The 25069-nt window shown below is 68.3% G+C and carries 19 protein-coding genes; 5 read left to right on the top strand and 14 right to left on the bottom strand.

The genetic code is table 11. The features are described from left to right. Positions 1-4: 4 nt before the first annotated feature. From H6844_07275 to H6844_07245, 7 genes are all read right to left on the bottom strand, one after another. On the bottom strand, positions 5-1042 hold the full coding sequence (locus H6844_07275; protein ID MCB9929197.1) for a FemAB family PEP-CTERM system-associated protein: 1038 nt from the start codon (positions 1040-1042) through the stop codon (positions 5-7). A 123-nt stretch (positions 1043-1165) separates the two neighbouring features. Continuing rightward, positions 1166-2032, bottom strand: coding sequence for a DUF3473 domain-containing protein (locus H6844_07270; GenBank protein ID MCB9929196.1), 867 nt, complete (start codon positions 2030-2032; stop codon positions 1166-1168). A gap of 70 nt (positions 2033-2102) precedes the next feature. Then, positions 2103-3482: an AAA family ATPase gene (locus H6844_07265; GenBank protein MCB9929195.1), complete on the bottom strand. Its 1380-nt coding sequence runs from the start codon at positions 3480-3482 to the stop codon at positions 2103-2105. Positions 3483-3484: 2 nt separating this feature from the next. Further along, complete coding sequence (locus tag H6844_07260; protein MCB9929194.1) at positions 3485-4894, bottom strand: TIGR03016 family PEP-CTERM system-associated outer membrane protein; 1410 nt, start codon at positions 4892-4894, stop codon at positions 3485-3487. A gap of 65 nt (positions 4895-4959) precedes the next feature. After that, positions 4960-6063 carry a P-loop NTPase gene (locus tag H6844_07255; protein ID MCB9929193.1) on the bottom strand — a complete coding sequence of 368 codons (1104 nt, stop codon included), beginning with the start codon at positions 6061-6063 and terminating at the stop codon, positions 4960-4962. A gap of 35 nt (positions 6064-6098) precedes the next feature. Then, positions 6099-7694: a hypothetical protein gene (locus H6844_07250; protein ID MCB9929192.1), complete on the bottom strand. Its 1596-nt coding sequence runs from the start codon at positions 7692-7694 to the stop codon at positions 6099-6101. Between the two features lie 51 nt (positions 7695-7745). Next, on the bottom strand, positions 7746-8369 hold the full coding sequence (locus tag H6844_07245; GenBank protein MCB9929191.1) for a polysaccharide biosynthesis/export family protein: 624 nt from the start codon (positions 8367-8369) through the stop codon (positions 7746-7748). A gap of 442 nt (positions 8370-8811) precedes the next feature. Here H6844_07245 and H6844_07240 point away from each other — a divergent pair, with 442 nt between their 5' ends. Beyond that, positions 8812-10317 carry an oligosaccharide flippase family protein gene (locus H6844_07240; protein ID MCB9929190.1) on the top strand — a complete coding sequence of 502 codons (1506 nt, stop codon included), beginning with the start codon at positions 8812-8814 and terminating at the stop codon, positions 10315-10317. A gap of 28 nt (positions 10318-10345) precedes the next feature. On the opposite strand, the gene H6844_07235 is transcribed toward H6844_07240, so the two are convergent. From H6844_07235 to H6844_07215, 5 genes are read right to left on the bottom strand one after another with little or no spacing between them, the layout of a single operon-like run. Beyond that, on the bottom strand, positions 10346-10756 hold the full coding sequence (locus H6844_07235; protein MCB9929189.1) for a nuclear transport factor 2 family protein: 411 nt from the start codon (positions 10754-10756) through the stop codon (positions 10346-10348). A 39-nt stretch (positions 10757-10795) separates the two neighbouring features. After that, positions 10796-12016, bottom strand: coding sequence for a CCA tRNA nucleotidyltransferase (locus H6844_07230; protein MCB9929188.1), 1221 nt, complete (start codon positions 12014-12016; stop codon positions 10796-10798). A 26-nt stretch (positions 12017-12042) separates the two neighbouring features. Next, positions 12043-12303, bottom strand: a complete 261-nt coding sequence (locus tag H6844_07225) for a hypothetical protein (protein ID MCB9929187.1) — start codon at positions 12301-12303, stop codon at positions 12043-12045. A gap of 7 nt (positions 12304-12310) precedes the next feature. Next, complete coding sequence (locus H6844_07220; protein MCB9929186.1) at positions 12311-12913, bottom strand: CoA pyrophosphatase; 603 nt, start codon at positions 12911-12913, stop codon at positions 12311-12313. Positions 12914-12951: 38 nt separating this feature from the next. Then, the gene (locus H6844_07215; GenBank protein ID MCB9929185.1) at positions 12952-13512 is read right to left on the bottom strand and encodes a DUF1285 domain-containing protein; all 561 of its coding nucleotides are present in this window, start codon (positions 13510-13512) and stop codon (positions 12952-12954) included. A 229-nt stretch (positions 13513-13741) separates the two neighbouring features. Between H6844_07215 and H6844_07210 the strand changes: the two genes are divergently transcribed. The 4 genes from H6844_07210 to H6844_07195 are packed head-to-tail and all read left to right on the top strand — an operon-like array spanning position 13742 to position 20421. Beyond that, the gene (locus H6844_07210) at positions 13742-14725 is read left to right on the top strand and encodes a MoxR family ATPase (GenBank protein MCB9929184.1); all 984 of its coding nucleotides are present in this window, start codon (positions 13742-13744) and stop codon (positions 14723-14725) included. 9 nt (positions 14726-14734) lie between these two features. Then, positions 14735-15631 (top strand): DUF58 domain-containing protein, encoded by an 897-nt coding sequence (locus H6844_07205; protein ID MCB9929183.1) that lies wholly within the window; start codon positions 14735-14737, stop codon positions 15629-15631. Beyond that, positions 15624-18338, top strand: coding sequence for a DUF4159 domain-containing protein (locus tag H6844_07200; protein MCB9929182.1), 2715 nt, complete (start codon positions 15624-15626; stop codon positions 18336-18338). The genes H6844_07205 and H6844_07200 overlap by 8 nt, the downstream gene beginning before the upstream one ends. 10 nt (positions 18339-18348) lie before the next feature. Beyond that, positions 18349-20421, top strand: a complete 2073-nt coding sequence (locus H6844_07195) for a hypothetical protein (GenBank protein ID MCB9929181.1) — start codon at positions 18349-18351, stop codon at positions 20419-20421. 589 nt (positions 20422-21010) lie between these two features. On the opposite strand, the gene H6844_07190 is transcribed toward H6844_07195, so the two are convergent. Both H6844_07190 and H6844_07185 read right to left on the bottom strand, forming a co-directional pair. Further along, on the bottom strand, positions 21011-21424 hold the full coding sequence (locus tag H6844_07190) for a cupin domain-containing protein (protein MCB9929180.1): 414 nt from the start codon (positions 21422-21424) through the stop codon (positions 21011-21013). A gap of 71 nt (positions 21425-21495) precedes the next feature. After that, positions 21496-25011, bottom strand: a complete 3516-nt coding sequence (locus H6844_07185; GenBank protein MCB9929179.1) for an indolepyruvate ferredoxin oxidoreductase family protein — start codon at positions 25009-25011, stop codon at positions 21496-21498. Positions 25012-25069 lie beyond the last annotated feature (58 nt).

Below are 25069 nucleotides of genomic sequence, written 5' to 3'. Positions count from 1 at the left end.
GCGTCTACCCCAACTGCCGGGCGACCCAGGGGCCGACCCGGTTGGCGACGGGAAGCGGCAGTTTCTGCCACATCGCAACGAACAGCCTGTATTTCGGGTTGAGCGGGTTGATGTCCGGCACCTCCGACGCCTTGACCAGATGATACTGGTAGCGGAGCGGCGTCGGCTCGAACCCCCAATAGGTCTTGTAGTCGAACGCGCCGGTGCCGTATTTCGAGCGGCCGAAGTCGAACACCCTGGCACCGCGGCGGACCGCCCGCCCCATCAAGGTCCAGTAAAGCTGGTCATAGGCGTGCAGCGGCCGGGCGGCAAAGGTGCCGCCGCCATAATAGGGCAGCACCTGGTCGCGGAAGAAAAACGAGGCCAGCGCCGCCACCGGACCTTGCGGCCCGTGCACCACCGAAATCTCGCAATCGTCGCCGAACTCCTCGGCGATGGTGCGGATATAGCGCTTCGAGAACACCGGGGTGCCGAGATTGCGCACGCTCTCGGCATAGATGGCATGGAAGGTGTCGATATCGCCGCTGGTGTCGACGGTCAGGTCGCTCTTGATGCCCTTGCGCACGTCGGCGCGCTTCTTGCGCGGGATCGCCTTCAGATTGGCGTCGTCGTCATCGTGCAATTCGCGCCGGAAGGTGGCGTAGACGTCCGACTTGGTCTGCCAGCCCGGAATCTGCGCCTGTTCCGAGCGCATTTCCACATAGCCGACCCCCAGTTGCTCGCCCAGGCGCGCCGCCTCCGCCGCCAGCGCTTCAATGGCCAGCGGGTCGCTGCTGGCAATGCCGCCATAGACGCAAAAGCCCATGGAAATCAGCGACTGGCCGAAGGCCAGGGTCTTCAGGTGCACCAGCGGCAGCACGCCGACGATCTCGCCATTGCGGCGCGCCATCAGGAAATGCGTGTCATAGCCATAGGCGCGGCGGATCACACGCGCCCAGCCGGCGCGGTGGAAGAACGTGGCGCTCGGCTCCTGGAGGACAAAGGCATCCCAGGCCGCGGCGTCCGCCGCGTCGAGACGGGCAATGGCGATTGCGGCCGCAATGCCGGGCTCATTGGCCGGCCCGGCCGCAGGCGTCGCCAGGTCGGCATCGGGCGCATGCTTCGACAGGACGGTCACGGTTCGTGGCTCTCCTCGTTGGCCATGCAGGGCTTGGGCGGACAACGGCTAGGCCGGCCCCGGTGCGCCCGGCAGCGCATAGACCCGATCCATGCGATCCCAATGGAAATCCCGGAGCAGCAGCCTCAGCTTGCCTTCCATTTTCGACAGATTGGTGTAGTGCCGCAGGCGCGACCGCGCCGGCAGCCCCCTGACCCGCGGCTGGCCGGCATCGATTTCCCAAGGATGGAAGTAGAAGGTCGCGGGCTGGCGATCCTGCGCATGCAGGCGACGCAGCAGCGGCCGGAACCAGGCGGCGTAGGGCAGCAGGCGGAAAAAGCCGCCGCCGGCGCAGGTGATGCGGCGGCCGCGCCATTCCACCGTCGCCACCGGGATTTCGCGAATGCCGCTCGCCTCGACATAGGGAAAGCGCGGCGCATCCGGCCGGCCGTAATGGTCGTGGACGATCGGGTGCAGGCTGGAACTGTAGACATAGCCGGCCTCCGCCAGCACGTCATAGGCCCAGGGCGTGTTCTCGTTGATCGAGAAGCTGGGCGCGCGATAGCCCCGCACCGCCATCCCGCCCAGATCCTCCAGCAGCAGGCGGGTGCGGCGCACATCCTCCAGAAACCCGCTGCGGCTGAGGTCGTGCACCTTGTCGTGCCAGAAACCATGGCTGGCCAGTTCATGGCCCGCGGTCACGATGCGGCGGACCAGATCGGGATGCCGTTCGGCGACGCAGCCCAGCGTGAAGAAGGTCGCCTTGACACCGGCCTGGTCGAACAGGTCGAGAATGCGGGAGGTGCTGCCCTCGACGCGGCTCTCAAACGACGGCCAGTCCGCGCGCCGGACCACGCTGGACAGCGCCCAGACCTGGTAATAGTCCTCCACGTCCACCGACATGGCGTTGGTGATGGCTTTGTCCACACTCGTCATTCCATGCTCTCCCGCGCGCCGCCCTCCGACCTTGTCTCCGGTCTTTTGCTGGGCCGCGAACGCGCGTCGGTCAGTTTGCGATCCGATTGATGGCCTCGTCCTCGCCGGCTTCGGGACGGCCCAGCAGGGACATGGCCACCGTCATCAGATCCCGCAAGATTTCGCCCTGCACGCGCAGCTCGCCACCCAGTTGCGCCAGTTGCTCGCCCTGCCCGGCGTCGTTCGCCGGCAGACGGCTTTGGATCGCCTCTTCCAGGCTGGCGAGGCGGCCCTGAAGGGCATTCGCATCGGTTTGCGGCAACGCTTCCAGCGCTTCGGCGATCTGCCGATCCAGCGCCTGCAACCGGCCCGCGCACGCGTCGATCTCGCCGCTCAGGCCCGCGGCATCCGCCACGGCGCCGCCGCCGTCGCCGCCATGGGCTTCCAGCTCTTCGACCCGGCCTTCCAGCGCGCGCAGGTCGGTCAGTTGCTTCGCGATCTGGGTCTGGGCCCGCTCGATGCCGGTCAGCTTCCGCTCCACCGACTGCAGACGGGCCGCCAACTCCGCCACGGCCTGCGGAGCCAGGGCCGGCGAACCGGTCGGCGCTGCGGGCCGGGCGTCCAGCGACAGGCCGGTGCCCTGGCTGCTGGCGGCCTCCGCCACTTCCGTGCCCATCTCGCTCAAGACTTCCTGGGCGGCGGCGGCATCGATCACCTCGAGTTCTTCGAGGGCGCCGTGCATCAACAACCGGCTGCACGCATTGTTGATGCGCCGCGGCACACCGCCGGTGGCGCGGAAGATCGCCACCACGGCGTCGTCGGTGAATTCCGGCCGCCCCGTCCAGCCCACCACTTGCATGCGGTGCTGGATATAGCGCTTGGTCTCGGTCTGGTTCAGCTTGTCCAGGTGATAGGAGGCGATCACGCGCTGGCGCAACTGCTCCATGTCCGGATCGGACAGGATCGCCTTGAACTGCGGCTGGCCCACCAGAAAACACTGGATCGCCGACATGCCGTCGACACTGGTGTTCGAGAGCATGCGCAGCTCCTCGATCGTGCCTTTCGGCAGGTTCTGCGCCTCGTCGACAATCACCAGCACCCGCCGGCCGATGCGGCGCTGATACACCAGATAGGCTTCCAGCGCGCGCAACAGCGATGCCTTGTCGGGACCGTCCGGCGTCAGCTGAAACCGGCTGCAGATCAGGCGCAGCACGTCGTCGGGATTGACATTGCTGGTGGTGATATAGGCGACCTCGGTCGCGTTGTGGTCCAACTCGCCCAGCAGGCGGTTGATCAGGGTCGACTTGCCGGCCCCGATCTCGCCCGTGATGACGATGAAGCCTTCGCCCTGTTGCAGCCCGAATTGCAGATAGGCCAGCGCCTGCCGGTGCCCGGGACTGTCGTAATAGAACCGCGCGTCGGGGCTGAGGGAGAAGGGCGGGGCGGAGAACCCGTAGAATTCTTCGATCATGATCAGAACGATATCCTGCCGCCGACACTGGCGACATGCTCGTCGTACTCAAGCGTCGTGTCCGAAGACCGGCGGGTGGTATAGGAATAGCCGGCGAACACGGTCGTTCGGCGGCCCAGGCGGTAGTTGAGATCGAAGCGGGCGTTGACGGTGTGGCTCGTCGCTTCGATGGTGGGCTTGGTGTAGCGGTAGAAGGAGGCCAAGGTCGCCGAAAGGTCCGGACTGAGCCGGCGGGTCACCACGCCGCGCACCCGGACGAGGTCCTCGTTGCCGACATCGAAATTCCGCCGTTCGACATAGCTGGATACGGTGATCCGGTTGCGCCCGTAATCGCCGATCAGCGACGTCTCCACCGACTGGCTCACGGAAATCTGGTTGTCGATGCCCCGGTCGAGAAAGCCCACCGGCGTACCCCCCGGCGTCACCAGCTCGCCCGTGATCGGATCGACGGTCACCAGGTTGCTGTCGTTCACGAAATCCTGCAGGCCGGTGCCCAGACTCTGCTTCGCCGACAGACGCATGCTCAAATGGCTGGTCAGGGCATAGGAGGCCGTGCCGTTGACCGCCCACTCGCCATACCGCTGTCCGAAGGACAAATCGAACGACGACCGCGGTCCCGGCCGGCCGATGGCGCCAATGCTCCAGCTGATGCCGCTCAGATCGCGGGTCTGCGTCGGCGCGTCCACATTGTCGTAACCGATGGACCCCGTCAGCGAATAGCGGCGCGACAGGCCAAGCTGGTTGGAAAACGCGAGGGAGTAGCGCGTCAGGTCGTTGGGGGTCGACCCGGCCGATCCGCGCTCGTCGATATTCGTCCACTCGCCCGTGAGCGCAGGCCGCCAGGGCTGAAGCTTGTGGCCGGCCACCAGTTGCAGTTCGACGCTGTCATTGCGGGAATCGTTGCTGTCGCCACCGCTGCCGATCACCTCGGTGTGGCGATAACGGGCCAGGCTTTGCGCCCAGCGGCCGTAGCGCTGCTGCCAGTACGGGCTGATGCTGACGGACGTGACGCTGGTCCGGTTGTTGTTGTCGGTGCCCGCACCGGCGCCGCTGACCGGGCTGGTGGTGGAAACCAATTCTCGCGTCGACGAGAGATTCGCGTCCACCAGGAACCGGTTCGGAACCAGTTCCAGGGTCGACAGCCCGTGCAGGTTCTGCTCCAGGTCGACCGTGCGCCCGTCCGTGCGATTGACCATCGCCAACGCGGCGTCCGCGGTCAGCTTCAGACGGCGACCGGTCGCCCGGGTATTGGTGCCGACCGTGGTACGGGCCGCCAAACCGTCGCCATTGTCGGAACCGGAGCCGCCGCCCTGTCCGCTCGTGTTCGAAACCGACAATTGTTCGCTGACATACGGATTGAATTGCCAGTCGACCGCCCATGCCGGCGCGGTGGCCAGGAGCGAAACCGCCATGGCCGCCACCGACACCGGATAGCGGCTGGCCCGGAGCGCGGACAATCGATGTCGGTTGTCGACTGTCACGACTGAGGCCTAGCGTCTTCGATTTCGGCCGACACCTGATAATACCCGTAACCGTAGTAATCCGGTGTGGTCATGCGCTCGGATTCGTTGCACCGGTTCAACACCAGGCTGACATTGTCGTGTGCCGGGAGCAACTCCAGCGCCCCTTCCACCGTCGTCTGAGGGGTCCGGCCGGCCTGGACCACCATCACGATCTGGTCGGCGTGATTGGACAGCACCGGCGCTTCCGCGGTGACCAGCAAGGGCGGCGTGTCGAAAATCACCAATCGGTCGCGATAGCGGTTGGAGACATCGAAAATGAAGCGGGACATCTCATCGCTGCGGAACAATTCCCGCGGCGCCTGCACCGGGCTGCCCGCCAGAAGAAGCGACAAGGGCGCATTTTCCGCCCGCCACAGATACGGCGAGAGGTCGGTCTCGCGCATGCGCAGATAGTCCGTCAGGCCTTCGCGCATGGTCAGCCCGAAAATGGACTGGACCGAGGGGCGGATGACGTCGGCATCCACCAGCAGCACGCTGACCCGGTCTTCCAGCGCCAGGGACATGGCAAGATTGGCCGCGGTGAAGGTCTTGCCCTCGCTCGCCAGCGAAGAGGTCACCATGATGACGTTCTGCTGGCGCCCCGTGCTGCGATGCGCGTCCAGGCTGAAAAAATTCATCCGGTTCATCAACCGGTGCTTCATCAGGCGCAAATCCTTCGCCAGCCGCTCCCGTCCAAACGGACGGCTGACGAAGCCGTGCTTTTCCATCTGCTTGAAATTGATCCGAAAGGTCTGCGAGACGGAGGCTTCGCTGTGCCTCGCCGGAAAACCCGACGCGGGGCGGGCCGCACTTTCCGCAACCGGACCGCGGGGCAGCGGCGCATCGCCGGCGTCCCCGGCGGATGGCGTCGGTGCGGGTGTCGGTGTGGGCGTCGGTGCGGACGCGACCGGCGGTGCGACCGGCGGCACGTCGGTCACACCGCCCGTCGCCATCGCATCCGCGGATGCGTCGCCGGTCGGGACAGTGGCTGCGCCGGGATGCGGCGTTGGCGTCCGCCCGCGCGCCCGTGCGCTGCGCTCCTTTTCGAACCGTTCGGCGGCCTTCTCGATCAGGCTCATGGTCGTCGAATCCTCAGGTCGGGGCCGTCATTTGATCATTGCGACGGACCAAAGCGCCGCATCACGGCTTGAGCCGCATTTTTGACGGCGCCCTGCAACGCCGGTTGGCCGGGATTGGCGGTATAGAGATAACTCAGCCCGCCGAAGCTCAAGAACAGGCTCGCGACGACCGCGACTGCCAACGTCACCTCCAGCACGCGCCGGGGCCCGTCCATGGCGGTTCGCGCCACCGACAGCGTGCCGATGACCGGCAGCCCCAACGTCTCCGTCAACTGCTTGGCGTTCACGAAGGCATCCACCAGCAGAATGCGCAGGAACGCGATGGCCCCGCCGAGCCCCAGCCCCAGCAACAGGACCGCAGCCATCAACAGCACGCGCGGCGGCCCACTCGGCTCCGTCGGCTCCACCGGCGGATCGATAATGCGGAATTTGACGTTGTCGGCCTCCGCGCCCATGCGCTCGGCCATCCGCGCCGACTCGCGCCGCTCGATCAGAAGCTGGTACTGGCGCAACAGCACATCGTGGTCGCGGGTCAGGTGCACCAGTTCGGCCTCCGCCTCCGGCGTTTGGCCGACCCGCCGGACCAGGTCGTCGATCACCTTTTGCTGCTGGGCGATCCGAGCGTTGATGCTCTTGATCGCCAGGGTCACCTGCTCCTCCTGCGCCTTGATCTGCCCCCAGGCTTGGTTCTGGGTCTTGATGCGACTGACCGATCCGCCGGACGCGGTGCTTAGCAATTGTTCGGTATGCGCCACCAGATTGCGCTGCGCGATCACATCCGGATGCCGGTCGGTGTATTGCGCTTGCAACCGCGCCAGCTCCGCTTTCTGCTGTGCGAGCTGGGCCTGCAATTGCCCCCTGGGCGATCCGCCGGCCGTCGTGGTCGTCTCGGAATATTGCGGCGTGCCCGACAACTGGACCTGCAACTGATCCATTTGCCAGGTGGAGGACTGCAGGCTCGATTGCAGGTTGCTCATCTCCTGCTCCGCCCGGTCGAGTTCGCGCTGCAACCGCTCGGTGTTGCTCAACTGGTCGGAGTGCGACCGCTTGAATTCCGCAACCTGCAATTCCGAGTTGCGCAGCTTCTTCTCGTACTCGGCGATCTGCTCGTCGATGAAACGGCGCGCCGATTCCATATCCTGTTGCGCATCACCCAGATTCATATCCACGAAGATCTGCAACGTCGTGTCGACGACGCGCTGGGCCAGCTGCGGCGTCCGGGTGCTGTACTCGATCCGGAAGAGATTGGGCCCTTCGACCTTGATATTGATGTTCCTCGCAAGGCGGTCGATCAACCGATCCAGTTCCAGCGGCGTCGCCACCGTCAGGTCGAGGTCGCTCTTGCGCACGATCTGCTCGACATTGGGCCGGGTCAGCAGCGTGCGCCGCATCATATCGACCTGGCGTTCGACATCCGGCTGGACCGCCAGATCCTTCATCAACGGGCGCAACAGGCTTTGCGTATCGACAAAGATCCGGGCGGACGAGGTGTAGACGTTCGGCAGCATGGCCACCACAAACCATCCCGCGACGCAAACGATCCAGGCAACGATCAGGATCGTCCAACGGCGCGCCAGCAGGCCGTGCAAATAATACAATACGAGAGCGCGAAGCTCAGTCGTCGATCCCATACCGCAGGGCTCTCCTCACAGAAAGCTTAAGACCGTGGCCAAAAGCGGGAATTACAGCCAGCTTTCCGGTATCAAAATCACGTCTCCCGGCGCGACTGGCTGGTTGGCGCTGATATCGCCGTCCTTCAGCAGATCATCCAGACGAACCGGGATCGACTCCTCCTTCCCGCCGGCGCGGCGGAACAGGATGGCATTGTTGCCATCGGCGAATTCGGTCAACCCGCCCACGGCCACCATCACATCCAGCACGGTCATCCGCGAGCGATAGGGCACGGCGACCGGCTGCTCCGTCGCGCCGACGACCCGGACCTGCTGGTCGAACGGGCCGACGAAGGACTGCACGATGACCGTCACCACCGGATCCTGGATATAGGTGCGCAAGGCGCCTTCCAGGTCGCGGGCCAACTGGGTCGGCGTCTTGCCGGCCGCCTGCATATCCTCGACCAGCGGCGTCGAGATCTTGCCGTCCGGCCGCACCGGCACGGTGACGGAGACGTCCGGCGCGCGCCAGACAAAGACCTGCACCTGATCCAGCGGCCCAATGACATAGTCCGCCGGCGCAACCGCAGCCGGCACCCCTGCCGTCGTGGTTCGTTGCGTTTGGCTGCACGCCGCAATCGACAGGACCGCCATGGCCGCCACAACCAATCGAAAACCCAGATGCACCTTCATCATCCGTCGCCTTTTCCCGCGTCTCTCGCCAACGGTGGGGTCGCCCGAAATTCACTCACCCCATACCGTTCTCTACGGCATATCTTTATACTAAACGTCAATCGTTTACCATTCATTCTTCGCAACCTTTGGCACATCGCGACACCGAAGACATATCGCAGGAATTGTGTACATGAACCAAAAGGCATCGCCTTGCCACCCGCAATCGCCTAACACAGTACCCCGCAAATGGCCACCACCTGTCAAAGGCGCCTCGCCGCAGGCAGGCAGTCCACCACCTGCGCGCGCATAGCCCGTCGTTTTTGCGCGCACTGCGGCGTAAGAGACTCTGACCGACTTCCCCCCGTTGCCGCCTGCCTCGGAAAGCTGACCATCCATGTCCCAGAGTGACCTGCCCAAGCAAACCCGTGTCGGTCTGCTGGTGCTGCGTGGCGCAGGAATGCGAATGCTGGCAATCTTCGTCAGCGCCATCGGAACACTGGCCATTTTTCCGATAGCCGTAAGCGAACTGGGCAATTACTGGTTCGGCATCTGGATGCTGATCGGCTCGGTGGTAACGCAATATCAGGCCCTCGACTTCGGGATGTCGCAAACCGTCGTCCGCTTTCTCTCCAAGTTCCGGGCGGATGGCGACAGCACCGGCGCTCGTCGCGTGTTCTCTACCGCGATTACGGCATTTCTGGTGTTGACTGCCGTCACACTTTTGGTCGTTTGCGGCACACTGATCGTGCTCGACCGCACCATTGCCGACCCGCAGGAGCGGGAAACGCTGTCCTGGACCGTACTGCTGATCGGCCTCACGGGAGCCCTAGCCTTCCCCACCTATGTCCTGGAGGGAAGCCTGTCCGCGGCCTTGCGCCAGGACCTGAGCAGCCTGCTGTTGCTGACACGGGCGACCGCACGCGTCGGCATATCCTACTGGGCGCTGCGTTCCGGCTACGGCATTGTCGGCCTTGCGACCATCGCCTTCACGACCGACACCGTCTATCGCCTGGCGGTCTGGCATTTGCAACGGCGGGTGTTTCCCGAATTGCGGTACGAATGGGCGTTGGTGTCCTGGATATGTTTCAAGGAATTGTTGCAGTTCGGACGGTTCGTGTTCCTGACCAACATTTCCAAATTCTCGCTGATGCATTCCAGCGTCATCGTCGTATCGACTCTGATCGGCGTACAGGCGACGGCGATCTACTCCATCGGCCTGAATGTCGTCAGCCGGCTGGAACGCATGATCCGCCTGGGCATTTTCCTCGCCATGCCGGCCTTCACCACCATCGCCACCCAGACCGGCCATTCCAACCTGCTGCGCCAGCGTTTCTATACGGTCACGCGCGTCGTGACGTTCGGCGTGTCCATTATCGGCGGCGGCCTGCTTGTTGCCGGCCATGATTTCGTCCTGGCCTGGATCGGACGCGACTATGGGGCCGCGTATTGGCCGCTGGCGATCCTGATGGTGGCGTGGATGGTCGAACTCACGCAGATCCCGGCGCTGCAGTTGATGACGGCGCTGGGAAAGCATCGCCGGTTCGCCCATTTCGACTTCGGCGTCGCCCTCGCCACTATCGCCCTGGCCTGCGCCCTGGCGATACCGTTTGGCATCAACGGCGTGGCCTTCGGCGTCGCCCTGCCCGTTGCGGCCGTGGCGATCCTGTTGAAACCCCGCAATGTCTGCAACGAGTTGGAGATTCCGCTCTGGCACTATCTGGGCCAGATCGGACGGATCATGGGCATCAGCCTCGCATTGCAGGTGCCGGTATGGCTGCTGCTCCAGCAAATGCCGGGCATGAACCTGCTGGAATTGTTCGTCTTCGGTTGCGTGACCTACAGCCCGGTGGCGCTGGCGGTGCTGCTGATCGCCGTGCCGCGCTCGGACCAGCGCTATCTGGTCGGGCTGCTGCCCCGCCGTATCGCCCGCCCCATCCGGAAACTGCTGCCCTATCTGCGCGAGGCCTAGGCCGGCCCCGCAGTCCGGGGCCGAACCTCTAGGAAGTCCGCTGTTCGTCGGGGGTGGCGGGCAGCGGCGCATTCAGCGGGCCGCTGTGATGATGGACCATGCGCCAGGCGCCGCGTTCGAGCGCGAACAGATTGCTGGCCATCAGGCGGCCGGTCGCCAGCGCCTCGACGCAGACCACCAGTCCGGCTTCGTCGAACACCAGCGCCTGCGGTTGCAGGCACTGGATTGCGGGCCGGGTCGAAGCCGAAAGAATGCTGCGCCAACTGGCGAGCACCGCGTCCCGCCCCATGATCGGCGCGGCCCCGGGATGCAGGCAGGCGACCGGATGGGACGCGGCCCAAAGCGCCGCCATCGCGTCGATGTCGCCGCTGTCGAACGCGTCATAGAAGGCTTCGTTTGCGGCCAGCAGCGCGGCAGCGACCCCGTTCGGAGCGGACATGGTCACGACCGACCCCGGCTGGCCATGATGGGGAGAGGCTCAGGCATCGGCGGCCAGCGATTTCCGGATGGCGGCCAGGCAGGCGTCGCGGTCGGGGGCGAAATCCCGGCGCACCCACCAGTCCTCGACCAGGTTCAGAATATCGCCCAGATGCGGCCCGGGCTCGACCCCCAGTTCCACCAGGTCAAGACCGCCGATCGGGAATTTGGGCCAGGCCCACCCATCGGCGAGGCCGAGGCGCTTGTCGAGGTCGCCGCGATCGCCGTCGGCCGCAGCCAGCAGTGCGCGCAGGCGGTAGAGTTCGCGGTCGCCGGTGCGATACAGCCGCCGCCGGATGTCGGCCTCGTCCTCCCCCAGCGCCGGCAGCGGCCGCGCCAGCGCTTCCAGGCGCCGCGCCTCCTTGCGGCTGAAGCGCAACCGTTCCGCCAGAGCCGCATAGACGTCGGCGGACGCGGGCAGCATCGCCGCCAGTCGCGCCACCGGCGTCGGCGCCAGGCCCCGCGAAGCCTCCAGCGCGACGAAGGCCGCCAGCGGCCGCGGCCGGATTTGCGCCGGCGTCAGCGCCTGCAACAGATCGTGCGCCGCCATGGCCTCCACCGCCGCGGCGGGGTTCGGCGCGGCCAGCAGGCGGTGGAGTTCCGCCGAAAGCCGCTCGCCCGACAGCCGGTCGAGTTGCGCCGCCGCCCGCGCGGACGCCGCGAGCCCCGCCGCATCCATCGGACCGCGGCCATACCAGGCCGAGAACCGGAAAAACCGCAGCAGGCGCAGCACATCCTCGCGAATGCGTTCGTCGGCGTCGCCGATGAAGCGCACGCGCCCGGCCTCCAGGTCGGCCAGGCCGCCGCACGGGTCGAACAGCCGGCCTTCGGGATCGACCGACAGGGCGTTGATGGTGAAGTCGCGCCGCAGCGCGTCCTCGACCCAGTCGGTGGTGAAGACGACGGTGGCGCGCCGGCCGTCGGTCTCCACGTCCCGGCGCAGGGTCGTGATCTCGAACTGGCCCGTGCTGGTCAGGGCGACGACGGTGCCGTGCTCGATGCCGATCGGCTTGACGCGCACATGGGCGGCGTGGAGGCGGCGCATGGTCTCGTCCGGCGGCAACGGCGTCGCCATGTCCACGTCGAGATTGGGCCGGCCCAGCAGGAAATCGCGCACACATCCGCCGACAAAGCGCACATGCTCCGGCCCCAACGCCCAGACCACGGCGCGCACGCCCGGAATTTCCATCCAGGGAATGTGGTTGATGGTGCGGACGGGCATGTCCGCCAGGATCGGCGCCTGCGCTATCATCGGAACGTCCCCGGCACGAGTTTGCCGTTCTCCATGTGCGGCGGTTCGTATTCGCTGCCCGCCGGCACATTCGATGTCAACCGCCACGCCCCCAGCGTCAGCGCCGCCAGCACGATGCCGATGCTCAACAGCGGCACCCAGGGCACCTGCTGCGCCCAATCCGGCAGCCGCTCATTGCCATAGACCAGACGCCACGCCGAATAGACGATGAGCGGCAGCAACAGCGGCAGCAGGGTCATCAGAACGCTGCGCAGCATCGCCGGCTCAGCCCTCCTTGCCGACCAGAACGTCGACCAGATTGACCAGCATGCCGGCGGTGGCGCCCCAGATGAACCGGCCCTCATAGGGCAGGACATAATAGTGGCGGCGGCGGCCGTCGCGCACGCGGCTTTCCTGCCGGTGATTGCGCCGGTCGAGAATCCAGTCGAGCGGCACCTCGAACACCTCCGCCACCTCGAACGGGTCGGCTTTCAGCCGGAACGGGGGTTCGACCCAGGCGACCACCGGTGTCACGCCATAGGCGGTCGAGGTTTCGTAAAGCGAGAGCTGGCCCAGCACCTCGATACGGTCCGCCGGCAGTCCGATCTCTTCCTCGGTCTCGCGCAGCGCCGTGGCTTCCAGGTGCGGGTCCTGCTCCTCCCAGCCGCCGCCGGGAAAGCTGATCTGGCCCGCGTGTTTCTTCAGGTGTGCGGTGCGCTGGGTCAGCAGGATGGTCTGCCCGCCGGCGCGGTTGACGATGCCGACCAGCACGCCCGCCGGCTTCAGCCGCCGCTCGCCGACATAGCCGGGCCGGCCGTGCGGGTGCAGGTCGAAATCGCTGCGCTCGCCCTGCTTCGCCGCCCGTGTGGCCTCCGGCCCGACCGGCAGGCCGCCGGCCGCGAGCCGTTCGATGATCTGGTCCCGCGTCACGCGCTTGCCTGTCCCAAAGAGTGCAACGCCCCGCCCGACCAGACCGCCAGCGAACCATCCGGCTGTTCCTCGGCCAATTCGACCAGATCATAGAAGACCGAGCGCACAATCAACGCCTCCAGCCCCGGCCGGACCAGGAGATAGGGTCGGGGTTCCGCATTCGCCTCGTCGATGACCAGCCACAGCGGATGGTCGGCGTCGGCGCGCACCCATTCGTCGATATTGGTGCGGAAGGTCAGGACCTGGTCCCGCCCCTCGCCTTCCGCCCGCATTTCGACGGCGACGAACGGGGCGTCCTCCACCTCGATCGTGCCGCGCTCGACCGGGGTGGCCAGCAGATAGTCGCCGTTGTCGGCGCGCGTCATCACGGTGGAAAACAGCTTGACCAGAGCCGGACGGCGGAACGGCAGGCCGTTGTGATACCAGGTGCCGTCCTTGGCGATGCGAATGCCGAAGTCGACGCACGGCCGGTCATGGCCCGACGGCCGGCGCGCGGGGCCGTTGTTTGCGGCGAGGCCCTCGGTCAGAATCGACAGGTCGGGAGTCGAGTCGCTCAATACCAACGCCCTTCTGCGTGCGGAACGATTGGCTTCCTATATAGGGGAGTCGGCGCATGGCGTGAAGGCACCCTGGCGGCGACAGCGCGATTCCCCGGCCGGAACCGCGGTCATCTTTGCGTCATCGCGGGCGCTGGCCCCTCGCCAGCACGGCGCGATACGGGCATACTGCGGGTTGGCCGCCGCAAGCAAAACGGGACGCGGAATGAACGAGACATTGGACGCTGCGATGGCAAACGACGCGGTCGCCGCGGTCAACGCGCTGGGAACCAGGCTGGCGGAGGTCCGGGCGACCATCGGCCAGGTCTTTTTCGGCCAGGACGAGGTGATCGATCAGGTTCTGATCGCGCTGCTGGCCGGCGGCCACGCGCTGGTGGTCGGCGTGCCCGGTCTCGGCAAGACCCGGCTGGTCCAGACGCTGGGTGTGGTGTTCGGCCTGGAGACCAAGCGCATCCAGTTCACGCCGGACCTGATGCCCGACGACATTCTGGGCTCGGAAGTGCTGGAGACCGCCGAAGACGGCAGCCGCCATTTCCGCTTCCTGGCCGGGCCGATCTTCACCCAGTTGCTCATGGCCGACGAGATCAACCGCGCCAGCCCGCGCACCCAGTCGGCGCTGTTGCAGGCGATGCAGGAGCGGCACGTGGCCGTGGCCGGGGCCGACCGGCCGCTGCCGAGCCCCTTCACCGTGCTCGCCACCCAGAATCCGATCGAACAGGAAGGCACCTACCCGCTGCCGGAGGCGCAGCTGGACCGGTTCCTGCTCGACATCCGCGTGCCCTATCCGGACCGCGCGACCGAGGCGAAAATCCTGACCATGACCACCGGCACCGCCGACCCGACCGCCAGCGCGGCGATGACGCCGGCGGAGTTGCTGGCCGCGCAGCATCTGGTGCGCCAGCTGCCCGTGGGCGAACGGGTGCTGGAGGGCATTCTGCGTCTGGTCCGCGCCGGCCGCCCCGGCGAGGCGGAGGCGGACGAGCGCATCACCCGCCATCTGGACTGGGGGCCGGGCCCCCGCGCCGCCCAGGCGCTGATGCTGGCAATTCGCGCCCGCGCCCTGCTGCAAGGCCGCTATGCGCCCTCGCTGGACGATGTGGTGGCGCTGGCCGCTCCGGCACTGCGGCACCGCATCGGCCTGAACTACACCGCCCGCGCCGACGGGGTGAGCGCCGAAGACGTGATCGGCGACCTCGTGCGCGCCGTCGCCTGAGCCCCTCCCGTGAGCGCCACCGCCCTCCAACAGCAGCGACACGAAGCCGAGGCCTGGGCCGCCCGCCTGCCGGACCTCCGTATCCAGGCCTTGCGGGTGGCGGCCACGGTCGCGCTCGGCAGCCACGGCCGCCGCCGGCCCGGCCCCGGCGACAGTTTCTGGCAGTTCCGCCCCTACCGGCCCGGCGACCCGGTGCGCCGCATCGACTGGCGCCGCTCCGCCCGCAGCGACCGGCTCTATTTCCGCGAGCGGGAATGGCAGGCCGCCGAGACCTTCTGGTTCTGGCTCGACCGTTCGCCGTCAATGGCCTATCGCAGCCGGCCGCATGGGCCGGCGAAACAGGACCGGGCCGCCGTGCTGGCCATGGCCGCCGCGGCCCTGCTCTGCCGGTCGGGCGAGCGCATCGGCGTGCTGACCGCGGCCGGCGCGCGCGCGGCGGGCACCGGCCAGCACGCGCTCGACCGGTTCCTGGAGCATCTGGCGGGCGCGGCCACCGACACGAGCCTGCCGCCGACGGCCCGGCTGCCGCGCTTTTCCACCGTCCTTGCGTTCGGCGACACGCTGGCGCCGCTCGATGCCTGGGACCGCCGCATCGCCGCACTGTCCGCACCGGGGGTACGGGGCCAGTTGGTCCAGGTCGTCGACCCGGGCGAGGTGCGCTTTGCCTATCGCGGCCGCCTGCGGATCGAGGGCCTGGAGGGGGAGCCGCCGGAACTCCTGCGCCGGGCCGAGGATCTCGCGCGCGTTTATGGCGAGCGCTTCACTGCCCATGGCCGCGGGCTGGAGGCGATCTGTCAGCGCCGCGGCTGGCGCTTCCGACATCACGCCACGGACCAGGCACCGCTGCCGCTGCTGCTGTCGCTCTACCAGACGCTGGGTCTGAACCGGCGGGTGGCCCATGCTTGACCTGGGCCTGATCGGCTTTGCCCAACCCTGGGTTCTGGCCGTGCTGCTGGCGCTGCCGGCGCTGTGGTGGCTGTTGCGACTGGTACCGCCGCCGCCGCGGCGCGAGCGCTTCCCGGCCATTGCCCTGCTGGCCGGGCTGGTGGCCCGCGAGGACAGCAGTGCCCGCATGCCCTGGTGGTTGCTGGCCCTGCGCCTGTTGCTGGCCGCCCTGGTGATCCTGGCCCTGGCCGACCCGGTGTTCGCGCCGCAAAAGGGATTGCAGGGCAAGGGGCCGCTGTTGATCGTGGTCGACAATGGCTGGGCCTCCGCCGCCGACTGGCCCGCGCGGGAGCGCGCATTGGCCAACCTGCTGGACGCGGCCGACCGGACCGACCGGCCGGTCGCGATCCTGCCGACCGCGGCACGGGCGGAACCGACAGAGCCGGTGTCCTTCCGGCCCGCGACGGCGTGGAAGGCCTTTGCGGGCGCGCTCGCACCCCATCCCTGGCCCACCGACCGCAAAGCCCTGCTCTCCGCCATCGCCGCGTTGCAAGGCCCCGGCGAAGCGGTCTGGCTCAGCGACGGCGTGGAGACCATGGGCCGGGCCGAAGCCGCCCGGCGCCTGCAACGTCTCGGCCGCCTCGTGGCGTTCGCACCGCCGGCCGCCACCGTGTTGCTGCGGGAGCCGGACACCGCCGGGGACGGCCTGACCGTGTCCGCGGTCCGCACCGATCCGCAAGCGCCGCTGCGCCGGCAGGTGCAGGCGGTGGCGGCCGACGGCCGGGTGCTGGCCGAGACCGAACTGGCCTTCGCCGGCGGCTCTGCCACGGCAACCGCCGACTGGACCCTTCCCCGGGAATTGCTCAACCAGGCCCGACGGTTGCGCCTGGCCGGCAGCGCCGGCGCGGCCGGGACAGTGCTGCTCGACGACCGCTGGCAACGCCATCTGGTCGGCATCGCCGCCGCCGGCGATACCCGCGCCGGCCATCCGCTGCTGGACCCGGACCACTATCTGCACGCGGCCTTTGCCGACCTCGCCACCTTCCGCGAGGCACCGCTGGCCGCCTTGCTGGACCAGCGCCCGAGCCTGATCGTCACCCGCACCCGCCTGGAGCCCGACGAGGCGACGGCGGTGGCGCTCGAAACCTGGCTCGATGCGGGCGGCGTCCTGCTGCGTTTCGCCGATCCGAGCCTGGCGGAAGACCCGGACGAGTGGTTGCCGGTACGCCTGCGCACCGCCAGCCGCGCGCTCGGCGGCGCGCTCAGCTGGGAGGTGCCGCAGCATCTGGCGCCCTTCCCGGAAACCTCGCCCTTTGCCGGCCTCGCCGTCCCGGAGGAGGTGACGGTCAGCCGTCAGGTGCTGGCCGAGCCGGGGCCGGACCTGCGCGGCAAGACCTGGGCCCTGCTCGCCGACGGCACGCCGCTGGTCACGGCCGAGGCCCGCGGCAAGGGCTGGGTCGTGCTGTTCCATGTCGGCGCCGGGGCGGACTGGTCCGACCTGCCGCTTTCCGGCCTGTTCCTGCAAATGCTCGACCGACTGGTCCGCCTGGGCCACGGCCAGTCCGGCGTCGCGGCCGGAGACGCGCCCCTGCCGCCGCGACAGGTGCTGGATGGCTTTGCGCGCCTGCACGAGCCCTCGCCCGAGGTGCGCCCGCTGCCGCCGCATCCCACCGCAACCGCCGCCCGGCTGGGGCCGCGGCATCCGCCCGGCTATTACGGCGACGAGACCAACCGGTTCGCCTGGAATCTCGCCCCCGCCCTGGGCGCCGAACCGCCCAGGGCCATCGCCGACTGGCCCGGCGGCGTCGAGGTCCGCGGCTTCCGGCAGGACCGCAGCCGGGATCTGGGCGCCTGGCTGTTGCTGGCGGCGGCCCTTCTGCTGATCCTGGACACGCTGGCTTCGCTCTGGCTCCGGGGCCATCTGCGCCTGGCGACGCGCGTTGCTCCTGCGCTCGCGGCGCTGGCCGCAGCGGGTCTGGTCGCCCTGCTGGCGGCGGCCGGCAACGCCGCCGCGTCCGACGACCTGGCCCTGGAGGCGACACTCAAAACCCATCTCGCCTACGTCCTCACCGGCAATCCGGAGGTGGACCGGACCAGCGAAGCCGGCCTTGCCGGACTTTCCCACATCCTGGCCGCCCGCACCTCGGTCGAGCCCGGCCCGCCCATCGCCGTCGACATCGACAGCACGGAACTGGCGTTCTTCCCGCTGCTCTACTGGCCGGTGCTGCCGGATCAACCGCTGCTCTCCGCCCGCACGCGCGACCGGGTGTCGGCCTTCATGGAGCATGGCGGCACGATCCTGTTCGACACCCGCGACCAGGACGCCGGCGGCGACACCGGCCCCGGCATGCTGCGCCTGCGCCAGTTGCTGGCCGGCATGCGCATCCCGCCGCTGGAGCCGGTGCCGCCCGACCATGTGCTGACCCGCGCCTTCTACCTGCTGCGCGAATTTCCCGGCCGCTGGGAAGGCTCGCCGGTCTGGATCGAGGCCAACGCGGCGGCGAACCGCGATGGCGTCACCAGCATCGTCATCGGCCGCAACGACTGGGCCGCGGCCTGGGCGCTCTCGGAGGACTGGCGGCCGCTCTATCCGGTCTATCCGGGCGGCGACCGCCAGCGGGAGCTGGCCTATCGCTTTGGCGTCAACCTCGTCATGCATGTGCTGACCGGCAATTACAAAGGCGACCAGGTGCACATTCCCGATATTCTCCAGCGGCTCGGCCAGTGAGCGGCGCGGCATGAGCGACTGGAGCATCGCCTTCGCCCCCCTGGTGCCCTGGTGGGCCATCGCCGCCCTGCTGGCGGCGGCACTGACTCTGTCGGCATTCGGCCTCTGGCGCCGGGCACGCGGCACGCTCTGGCGGCTGGCCGCCTTCGGCCTGATCGCGCTGGCGCTGGCGCGGCCGCTCTGGCTGGACGAGCAATGGCGGGTGCATCCGGACGTGGCCATCGCCCTGGTCGACGAATCCCCCAGCCAGGGCATCAACGGCCGCACCGCCCTGCGCACCGCCGCGCTGGAGCGTCTGCGGGAAGAGGCCCGACGCCTGCCCAACCTGGAATGGCGCGAGGTCCGGGCCGGCACGCCCGACCCGCACGCGCCGGGCACCCGTCTGTTCGACGCCTGGCGCCGGGCGGTGGCGGACGTGCCGCCCGGCCGCCGCGCCGGCGTGCTGGTGCTGACCGACGGCCAGGTCCACGACCGTCCGGCGGCGGGCGAGGTCACCGGCCCGCTGCACCTGCTGCTGACCGGCGCTCCCGGCGAGCGCGACCGCCGCCTGAAACTGTTGCAGGCGCCGCGCTACGGCATTGTTGGCGAGCCGGTGACGCTGGCGGTCCAGGTCGACGATCTGGGCGTGGCCGACCCACCGGCCAGCGCGCAGATCACCGTCCGCCGCGATGGCGAGGTGGTGCGGCAGGCCACCGTCCCGACCGGCGCGCCGGTGGAACTGTCCCTGCCCCTGGTGCGCGCCGGCACCGCCGTGGTCGAGATCTCCGTGGCGGGCGGCCCGGCGGAACTCACCCTGAACAACAACCGGGCCATCGCGTCGATCAACGCGGTGCGCGACCGGCTGCGCGTGCTGCTGATTTCCGGCAAGCCCTATGAGGGCGAGCGCGTCTGGCGCAACCTGCTGAAGTCGGACCCGGCCGTCGACCTGGTGCATTTCACCATCCTGCGGCCGCCGACCAAGCAGGACCTGACGCCGGTCGAGGAATTGTCGCTGATCTCGTTCCCGGTGCGGGAACTGTTCCAGGAGAAACTCGGCGAATTCGACCTGATCGTGTTCGACCGCTACTCGCTCCGCGGCCTGATCGCGCCCGCCTATCTGGAGAATATCGCCAATTACGCCCGCAATGGCGGCGCCGTGCTCATCGCCGTCGGCCCCACCTATGCCGACCGCTATGCCTCGCTGCACAACAGCGCCATCGGCGACATCATGCCCGCGGCTCCCACCGGCAGCGTGCTGGAACAGGGGTTCCGGCCGGCTATCACCGCCATGGGCCTGCGCCATCCGGTGACGCAGGGCCTGAGCGCACCGCCGACCGCCGCCGGTCACCCCTGGGGGCGCTGGTTCCGCGAGATCGACGCGACGGTTTCCGGCGGCCAGGTGGTGATGTCCGGCATTGGCGGCCGGCCCCTTCTGGTGCTGGACCGGGTCGGCGAACCCCAGAACCAGGGCCGGGTCGCCCAGATCCTGTCCGATCACATCTGGCTTTGGGCGCGCGGCTTCGAGGGCGGCGGCCCGCACGGCGAATTGCTGCGCCGCCTCGCCCACTGGCTGATGAAGGAGCCGGAACTGGAAGAGGAAGCGCTGCTGGCCTCGGCCGCGGGGCGAACCCTGTCGATCGAACACCGCACCCTGGGCGATACGCCGCCCGCCGTTACGGTCACGGCGCCCGACGAGACCACCCGGGCCGTCGCCCTGCACGCGCTCGGCCCCGGCCGCTTCGGCGCCTCCCTGCCCGTCGCAGCCGATGGTCTCTACCGGGTCAGCGACGGCCGGAACACGGTGGTTGCCGCCGTCGGCATCCTGGACCCGAAGGAATGGGAGGATGCCCGCGCCAGCCCCGAACCGCTGGCGGAGACGGCACACGCCCAGGGCGGCGGCACCTACTGGCTGTCGGACGGGGTGCCGGGCCTGCGCCGCACCTCCCCCGGCCAGACCGCGGCGGGGCGCGGCTGGGCCGGGTTGCAGCGCAACGAGGCCCACACCGTCACCGGTCTGGAACAACACCCGCTGCTGCCGACCTGGCTGCTGTTGACTCTGGCGGCAGGCCTTTTGGTGGCGGTCTGGTGGCGCGAGGCCCGCTGACGGCGGGAGCTGGCCGGCACAAGACGCTGGCGTTGCACTCCCCGCCCCCGTCCCGGCACCTGCCGAGCTGTCCCGGACGGCAACGCCGATCCGGGATCCCCGACCAAGGCGAGACTCCGCCGGAGCGCCGGCACCGGACCGCCGGAGATCCCGGCCCTCGCCTCCGGCTCGGCCGGGACAGCTCGCACGGCGCTCGGCCGGGACCGCGCGGCGCGCGACGGCCGGGGAGGCGGAGAAGCGGGGAGCGACCGCTGCGGGGATGGCAACGGCTTCGGCGATTTCCGAACTGTCCCGGACGGCAACGCCGACCCGGGATCCCCGACCGAGGCGAGACTCCGCCCGAGCGCCGGCACCGGACCGCCGGAGATCCCGGCCCTCGCCGCCGGCTCGGCCGGGAAAGCTCGCACGGCGCTTGGCCGGGAAACAGCGATGTTCCCCGGACGGTGCTGTGCGCCGCCTGTTCCCCGGAGGTCGCAGAGCGGCCATCCGGGGCCGCTCGCGGCGTGCGAACACCGCCGGAGCGGGTGTTCGATGAACGACACCGATCCCGGCCCTCGCCTCCGGCTCGGCCGGGAAACAGCGCGCCCGGTCAGTCGGGCGTCTTGCCGTAGTCGCCGTCGCTGACCTGCTCGAACCAGGCCGTGCCGGCGCCGTCCTCGCCGGTCTCGGACATGGCGAGGTGGGTGAACAGCCGGTCGGGGGCGGCGCCGTGCCAGTGCCGCGTGTTCGGCGGGATGACGGCGGTGTCGCCGGGACGCAATTCCTGCACCGGCTCGCCCTCCACCTGCACCCGCCCAACGCCGGAGACGGCGAGCAGGGTCTGCCCGACCGGGTGCTGGTGCCAGGCGGTGCGCGCGCCGGGGGTGAAGGTCACATTGGTGGCGCGCATGCGCGAGGGCGCCTGGCCCACCAGCACCTCGTCCTGCAGCACCGTGCCGGTGAAATTGCTGGCCGGGGCCACCTTGGTCGCGCGGTCGTTGGCGCGATAGAGCTTCAGTTTCATGAGCCTGTGCCTTTCTCGTTTCCATCCCGCCGCCCGAGGGCGGCACGGGTTATTCCGCCGCCAGCGACGCCTTATTCCGCCGCCAGCGCGGTGGCCGCCGAGGGGTTGCGGAAATTCTGCCACAGCGCCGCCTCGTTTGCCTTGGCATCGGCGACGTGCTGCTGTTTCACATGGCCATAGCCGCGGATGTGCTCGGGAATGCTGGCGATCTCCACCGCATAGCGATGGTTCTCGCGCGAGAGGCCGGCCAGCAGGTCGCTCACCGTCTGCTCGTACTCGCCGATCAGCCGGCGCTCCATTTTCCGCTCTTCGGTGCGGCCGAACACGTCCAGCGGCGTGCCACGCAGCACGCGCAGCTTCGCCAGCCAGCCGAAGGTGCGCAGCATGCCGGGGCCGTACTGTTTCTTCTTCGGCTCGCCGGTCGCCGGATCGACCTTGGTCAGCAGCGGCGGCGCCAGGTTGAATTCCAGCGTGTAGTCGCCCTCGAACTGCGCCTCCAGCGCGGCCTTGAACTCCGGCTGGGTGTAGAGGCGCGCCACCTCGTATTCGTCCTTGTAGGCCATCAGCTTGAAATAATAGCGGGCCACCGCCTCGCTCAGCGCCTCGCCCAGACCTTTCTCCTGCTCGGCTGCCCGCACGGTGTCGACCAGCGCCCGATAGCGCCGGGCATAGCGGGCGTTCTGGTAGTCGGTCAGGACGGCGACGCGCTTGGCGACGATCTCTTCCAGCGTCTTGGCGATATCCGGCTGGTTGGTGGCCTTTTTCTCGCCGCCCAGCAGGTCCATGACCATGGCGAGATTGGCCGCCGCCGCCCGTCCCCAGGCGAACGAGCGCTTGTTCGAGTCGATCGCGACCTCATTCAACTCGATCGCCCGCAGGATCGAGGCTTCCGACAACGGCACCATGCCCTTCTGGAAGGCATAGCCCAGCATGAACATGTTGGTGGCGATGCTGTCGCCCATCAGCCGTGTGGCGATGTCGGTGGCGTCGAGAAAGTCGACATTGGCCTCGCCCGCGGCGGACGTGATGCGGCCCTTGATCTCGTCGGTTGGGAACTGGAAGTCCGGATTGCGGGTGAAATCGCCGGTGAACTGGCGATAGCTGTTCACCACCGCCTTGCTCGCGCGCGTCAGCTTCGAGACCGTGTCCGCCTGGCCGGAGACCACCAGATCGCAGCCGATCAGCGATTTCGCGCCGCCGGCTGCGATGCGCACCGCGTGCAACTCCTCCGGCGTATTGGCGATGCGCAGATGGCTCCAGACCGCGCCGCCCTTCTGGGCGAGGCCGGTCATGTCCATCACGGTCGAGGCCTTGCCCTCCACATGCGCCGCCATGGACAGCAGCGCGCCGATGGTGATGACGCCGGTGCCACCGATACCGGTGATCATGATGCCATAGGGCTCGTCCAGCCCCGGCAGGTCCGGCACCGGCAGCAGGTGCGGCGGCTCGGTCCCCTCAACGCCCTTGGACTTGCGCGGCTTGCCGCCCTTCACCGTCACGAACGAGGGGCAGAAGCCTTTCAGGCACGAGAAATCCTTGTTGCAGGCCGACTGGTCGATGCGGCGCTTGCGGCCGAACTCGGTATCGACCGGCGTGACCGAGACGCAGTTCGACTTGACGCCGCAATCGCCGCAGCCCTCGCACACGGCCTCGTTGATGAACACGCGCTGGTCCGGGTCGGGGAACTGGCCGCGCTTGCGCCGCCGGCGCTTTTCCGCGGCACAGGTCTGCACATAGACGATGGCGGTCACGCCCGGGACCTCGCGCAACTCGCGCTGCACCCGGTCGAGGTCGGCGCGCTCGTGCACCTTGGTGCCCGGCGGCCAGTTGGCATTGGCCGGCAGGTCTTCTTTCTCGTCGGCGACGATCTGGACCTGCTTCACCCCTTCGGCCCAGACCTGGTGCGCGATGGACACCGGGTCGAGCGGGCCGTCATGGCTCTGGCCGCCGGTCATGGCGACCGCGTCGTTGTAGAGGATCTTGTAGGTGATGTTGGTGCCGGCCGCGACCGCCGCCCGGATCGCCAGCAGGCCGGAATGGTAATAGGTGCCGTCGCCCAGATTCTGGAAAATGTGCGGCGTGGTCACGAACGGTGCCTGGCCGGTCCAGTTCGCGCCTTCCGCACCCATATGGGTGAAGCCCAGCGTGTTCCGGTCCATCCACATCGCCATGTAGTGGCAGCCAATACCGGCGCCGGCGCGGCTGCCCTCCGGCACCCGGGTCGAGGTGTTGTGCGGGCAGCCGGAGCAGAAATACGGCGTTCGCACCATGCTGGGCGGCTGGTTGCCGCCGCTGGCCGCCTGCAACGCATCCATTTGCGCGATGCGCTCGCCGATGCGGCTGCGCAGGCCCGACGGCACCGCGTCCGTGTCCAGAAGCCTGGCGATCTCGCGCGCGATCATGTTGGGGGTGAGTTCGCCATTGCTCGGCAACAGCGGCGCACCGGCCGAGTTGGTCTTGCCGATCACGTCCGGGCGCCGGTCGGCCGGCACGCGGTAGAGCGCATCCTTCAACTGCCATTCGATCAGTGAGCGCTTTTCCTCGACGACGAACACCGTCTCCAGTCCTTCGCAGAACGCCCGGGCGCCCTCGTTTTCCAGCGGCCAGGTCATGGCCACCTTGTAAAGGCAAAGGCCCAAGCCCGCCGCCGTCGCCTCGTCCAGGCCCAGATCGTCCAGCGCCTGGCGCACATCCAGATAGGACTTGCCGGTGGTGACGATGCCGATCCGCCGCCGCGGGCCGCTCCAGACCACCCGGTCCAGGCGATTGGCGCGGGCATAGGCCAGCGCCGCCGGCAGTTTGTACTTGTGCAGCAATTCCTCCAGCATCAGGAATTCGGCCACGATCAGCTTCGAGTTCAGGCCGCCTTCCGGCATTTCGAAATCGCTGGGAATCACCGGCTGGATGCGGTCCAGGCCCACATTCACGGTCGCCGCACTGTCGACCGTCTCGCCGATGCACTTGAAGCCGGTCCAAAGCCCCGAGAACCGGCTCATGGCAAAGCCGTGCAGACCCAGGTCGAGGAATTCCTGCACGCCGGAGGGCGCGATCACCGGGATCGAGGCATCGACGAAGGCATATTCGCTCTGGTGCGCGCTGGTCGAGGACTTGGCCATGTGGTCGTCGCCGGCAAAGGCCAGCACGCCGCCATGCTTCAGCGTGCCGGCCGCGTTGGCATGCTTGAACACGTCGCCGGACCGGTCCACCCCCGGCCCCTTGCCGTACCAGATGCCGAAGACGCCGTCATGCTTGCCGTCGTTCCAGAGCCCCGCCTGCTGCGAGCCCCAGACCGCCGTCGCGGCCAGATCCTCGTTCACGCCGGGGCGGAACAGGATCTGGTTTTCTTTCAGATGCCGGGACGCGCGCTGCAATTGCTGGTCATAGCCGCCCAGCGGCGAGCCGCGATAGCCGGTGATGAACCCCGCCGTGTCCAGGCCCGCCGCCTTGTCGCGCCGGTGCTGTTCCAGCGGCAGGCGCACCAGCGCCTGGGTGCCGGTCATGAACACCAGGCCGCTTTCCGCGGTGTATTTGTCGTCCAGGGAAACGTCGCGCAGTTGGGGGGCGGTCGCGCTGGAGCCGTCGGCCATATCGATCCTCATGCGTCTGCGGTGGGCAGGCTTTCACGGCCAATATAGGCAAGTCCGA

The organism is Alphaproteobacteria bacterium (assembly GCA_020638555.1).
GTDB lineage: Bacteria > Pseudomonadota > Alphaproteobacteria > Bin95 > Bin95 > JACKII01.
The sequence above is the reverse complement of the archived record's forward strand: the minus strand, read 5'-3'. Positions and strand labels throughout refer to the sequence as shown.

Bases quoted from the DNA above. Each gene is read 5' to 3' on its own strand.
- H6844_07270 (MCB9929196.1), bottom strand. From the start codon at position 2,032: ATGACGAGTGTGGACAAAGCCATCACCAACGCCATGTCGGTGGACGTG.
- H6844_07265 (MCB9929195.1), bottom strand. From the start codon at position 3,482: ATGATCGAAGAATTCTACGGGTTCTCCGCCCCGCCCTTCTCCCTCAGC.
- H6844_07260 (MCB9929194.1), bottom strand. From the start codon at position 4,894: ATGGCGGTTTCGCTCCTGGCCACCGCGCCGGCATGGGCGGTCGACTGG.
- H6844_07255 (MCB9929193.1), bottom strand. From the start codon at position 6,063: ATGAGCCTGATCGAGAAGGCCGCCGAACGGTTCGAAAAGGAGCGCAGC.
- H6844_07250 (MCB9929192.1), bottom strand. From the start codon at position 7,694: ATGGGATCGACGACTGAGCTTCGCGCTCTCGTATTGTATTATTTGCAC.
- H6844_07245 (MCB9929191.1), bottom strand. From the start codon at position 8,369: ATGATGAAGGTGCATCTGGGTTTTCGATTGGTTGTGGCGGCCATGGCG.
- H6844_07240 (MCB9929190.1), top strand. From the start codon at position 8,812: ATGCTGGCAATCTTCGTCAGCGCCATCGGAACACTGGCCATTTTTCCG.
- H6844_07235 (MCB9929189.1), bottom strand. From the start codon at position 10,756: ATGTCCGCTCCGAACGGGGTCGCTGCCGCGCTGCTGGCCGCAAACGAA.
- H6844_07230 (MCB9929188.1), bottom strand. From the start codon at position 12,016: ATGCCCGTCCGCACCATCAACCACATTCCCTGGATGGAAATTCCGGGC.
- H6844_07225 (MCB9929187.1), bottom strand. From the start codon at position 12,303: ATGCTGCGCAGCGTTCTGATGACCCTGCTGCCGCTGTTGCTGCCGCTC.
- H6844_07210 (MCB9929184.1), top strand. From the start codon at position 13,742: ATGGCAAACGACGCGGTCGCCGCGGTCAACGCGCTGGGAACCAGGCTG.
- H6844_07200 (MCB9929182.1), top strand. From the start codon at position 15,624: ATGCTTGACCTGGGCCTGATCGGCTTTGCCCAACCCTGGGTTCTGGCC.
- H6844_07195 (MCB9929181.1), top strand. From the start codon at position 18,349: ATGAGCGACTGGAGCATCGCCTTCGCCCCCCTGGTGCCCTGGTGGGCC.
- H6844_07190 (MCB9929180.1), bottom strand. From the start codon at position 21,424: ATGAAACTGAAGCTCTATCGCGCCAACGACCGCGCGACCAAGGTGGCC.
- H6844_07185 (MCB9929179.1), bottom strand. From the start codon at position 25,011: ATGGCCGACGGCTCCAGCGCGACCGCCCCCCAACTGCGCGACGTTTCC.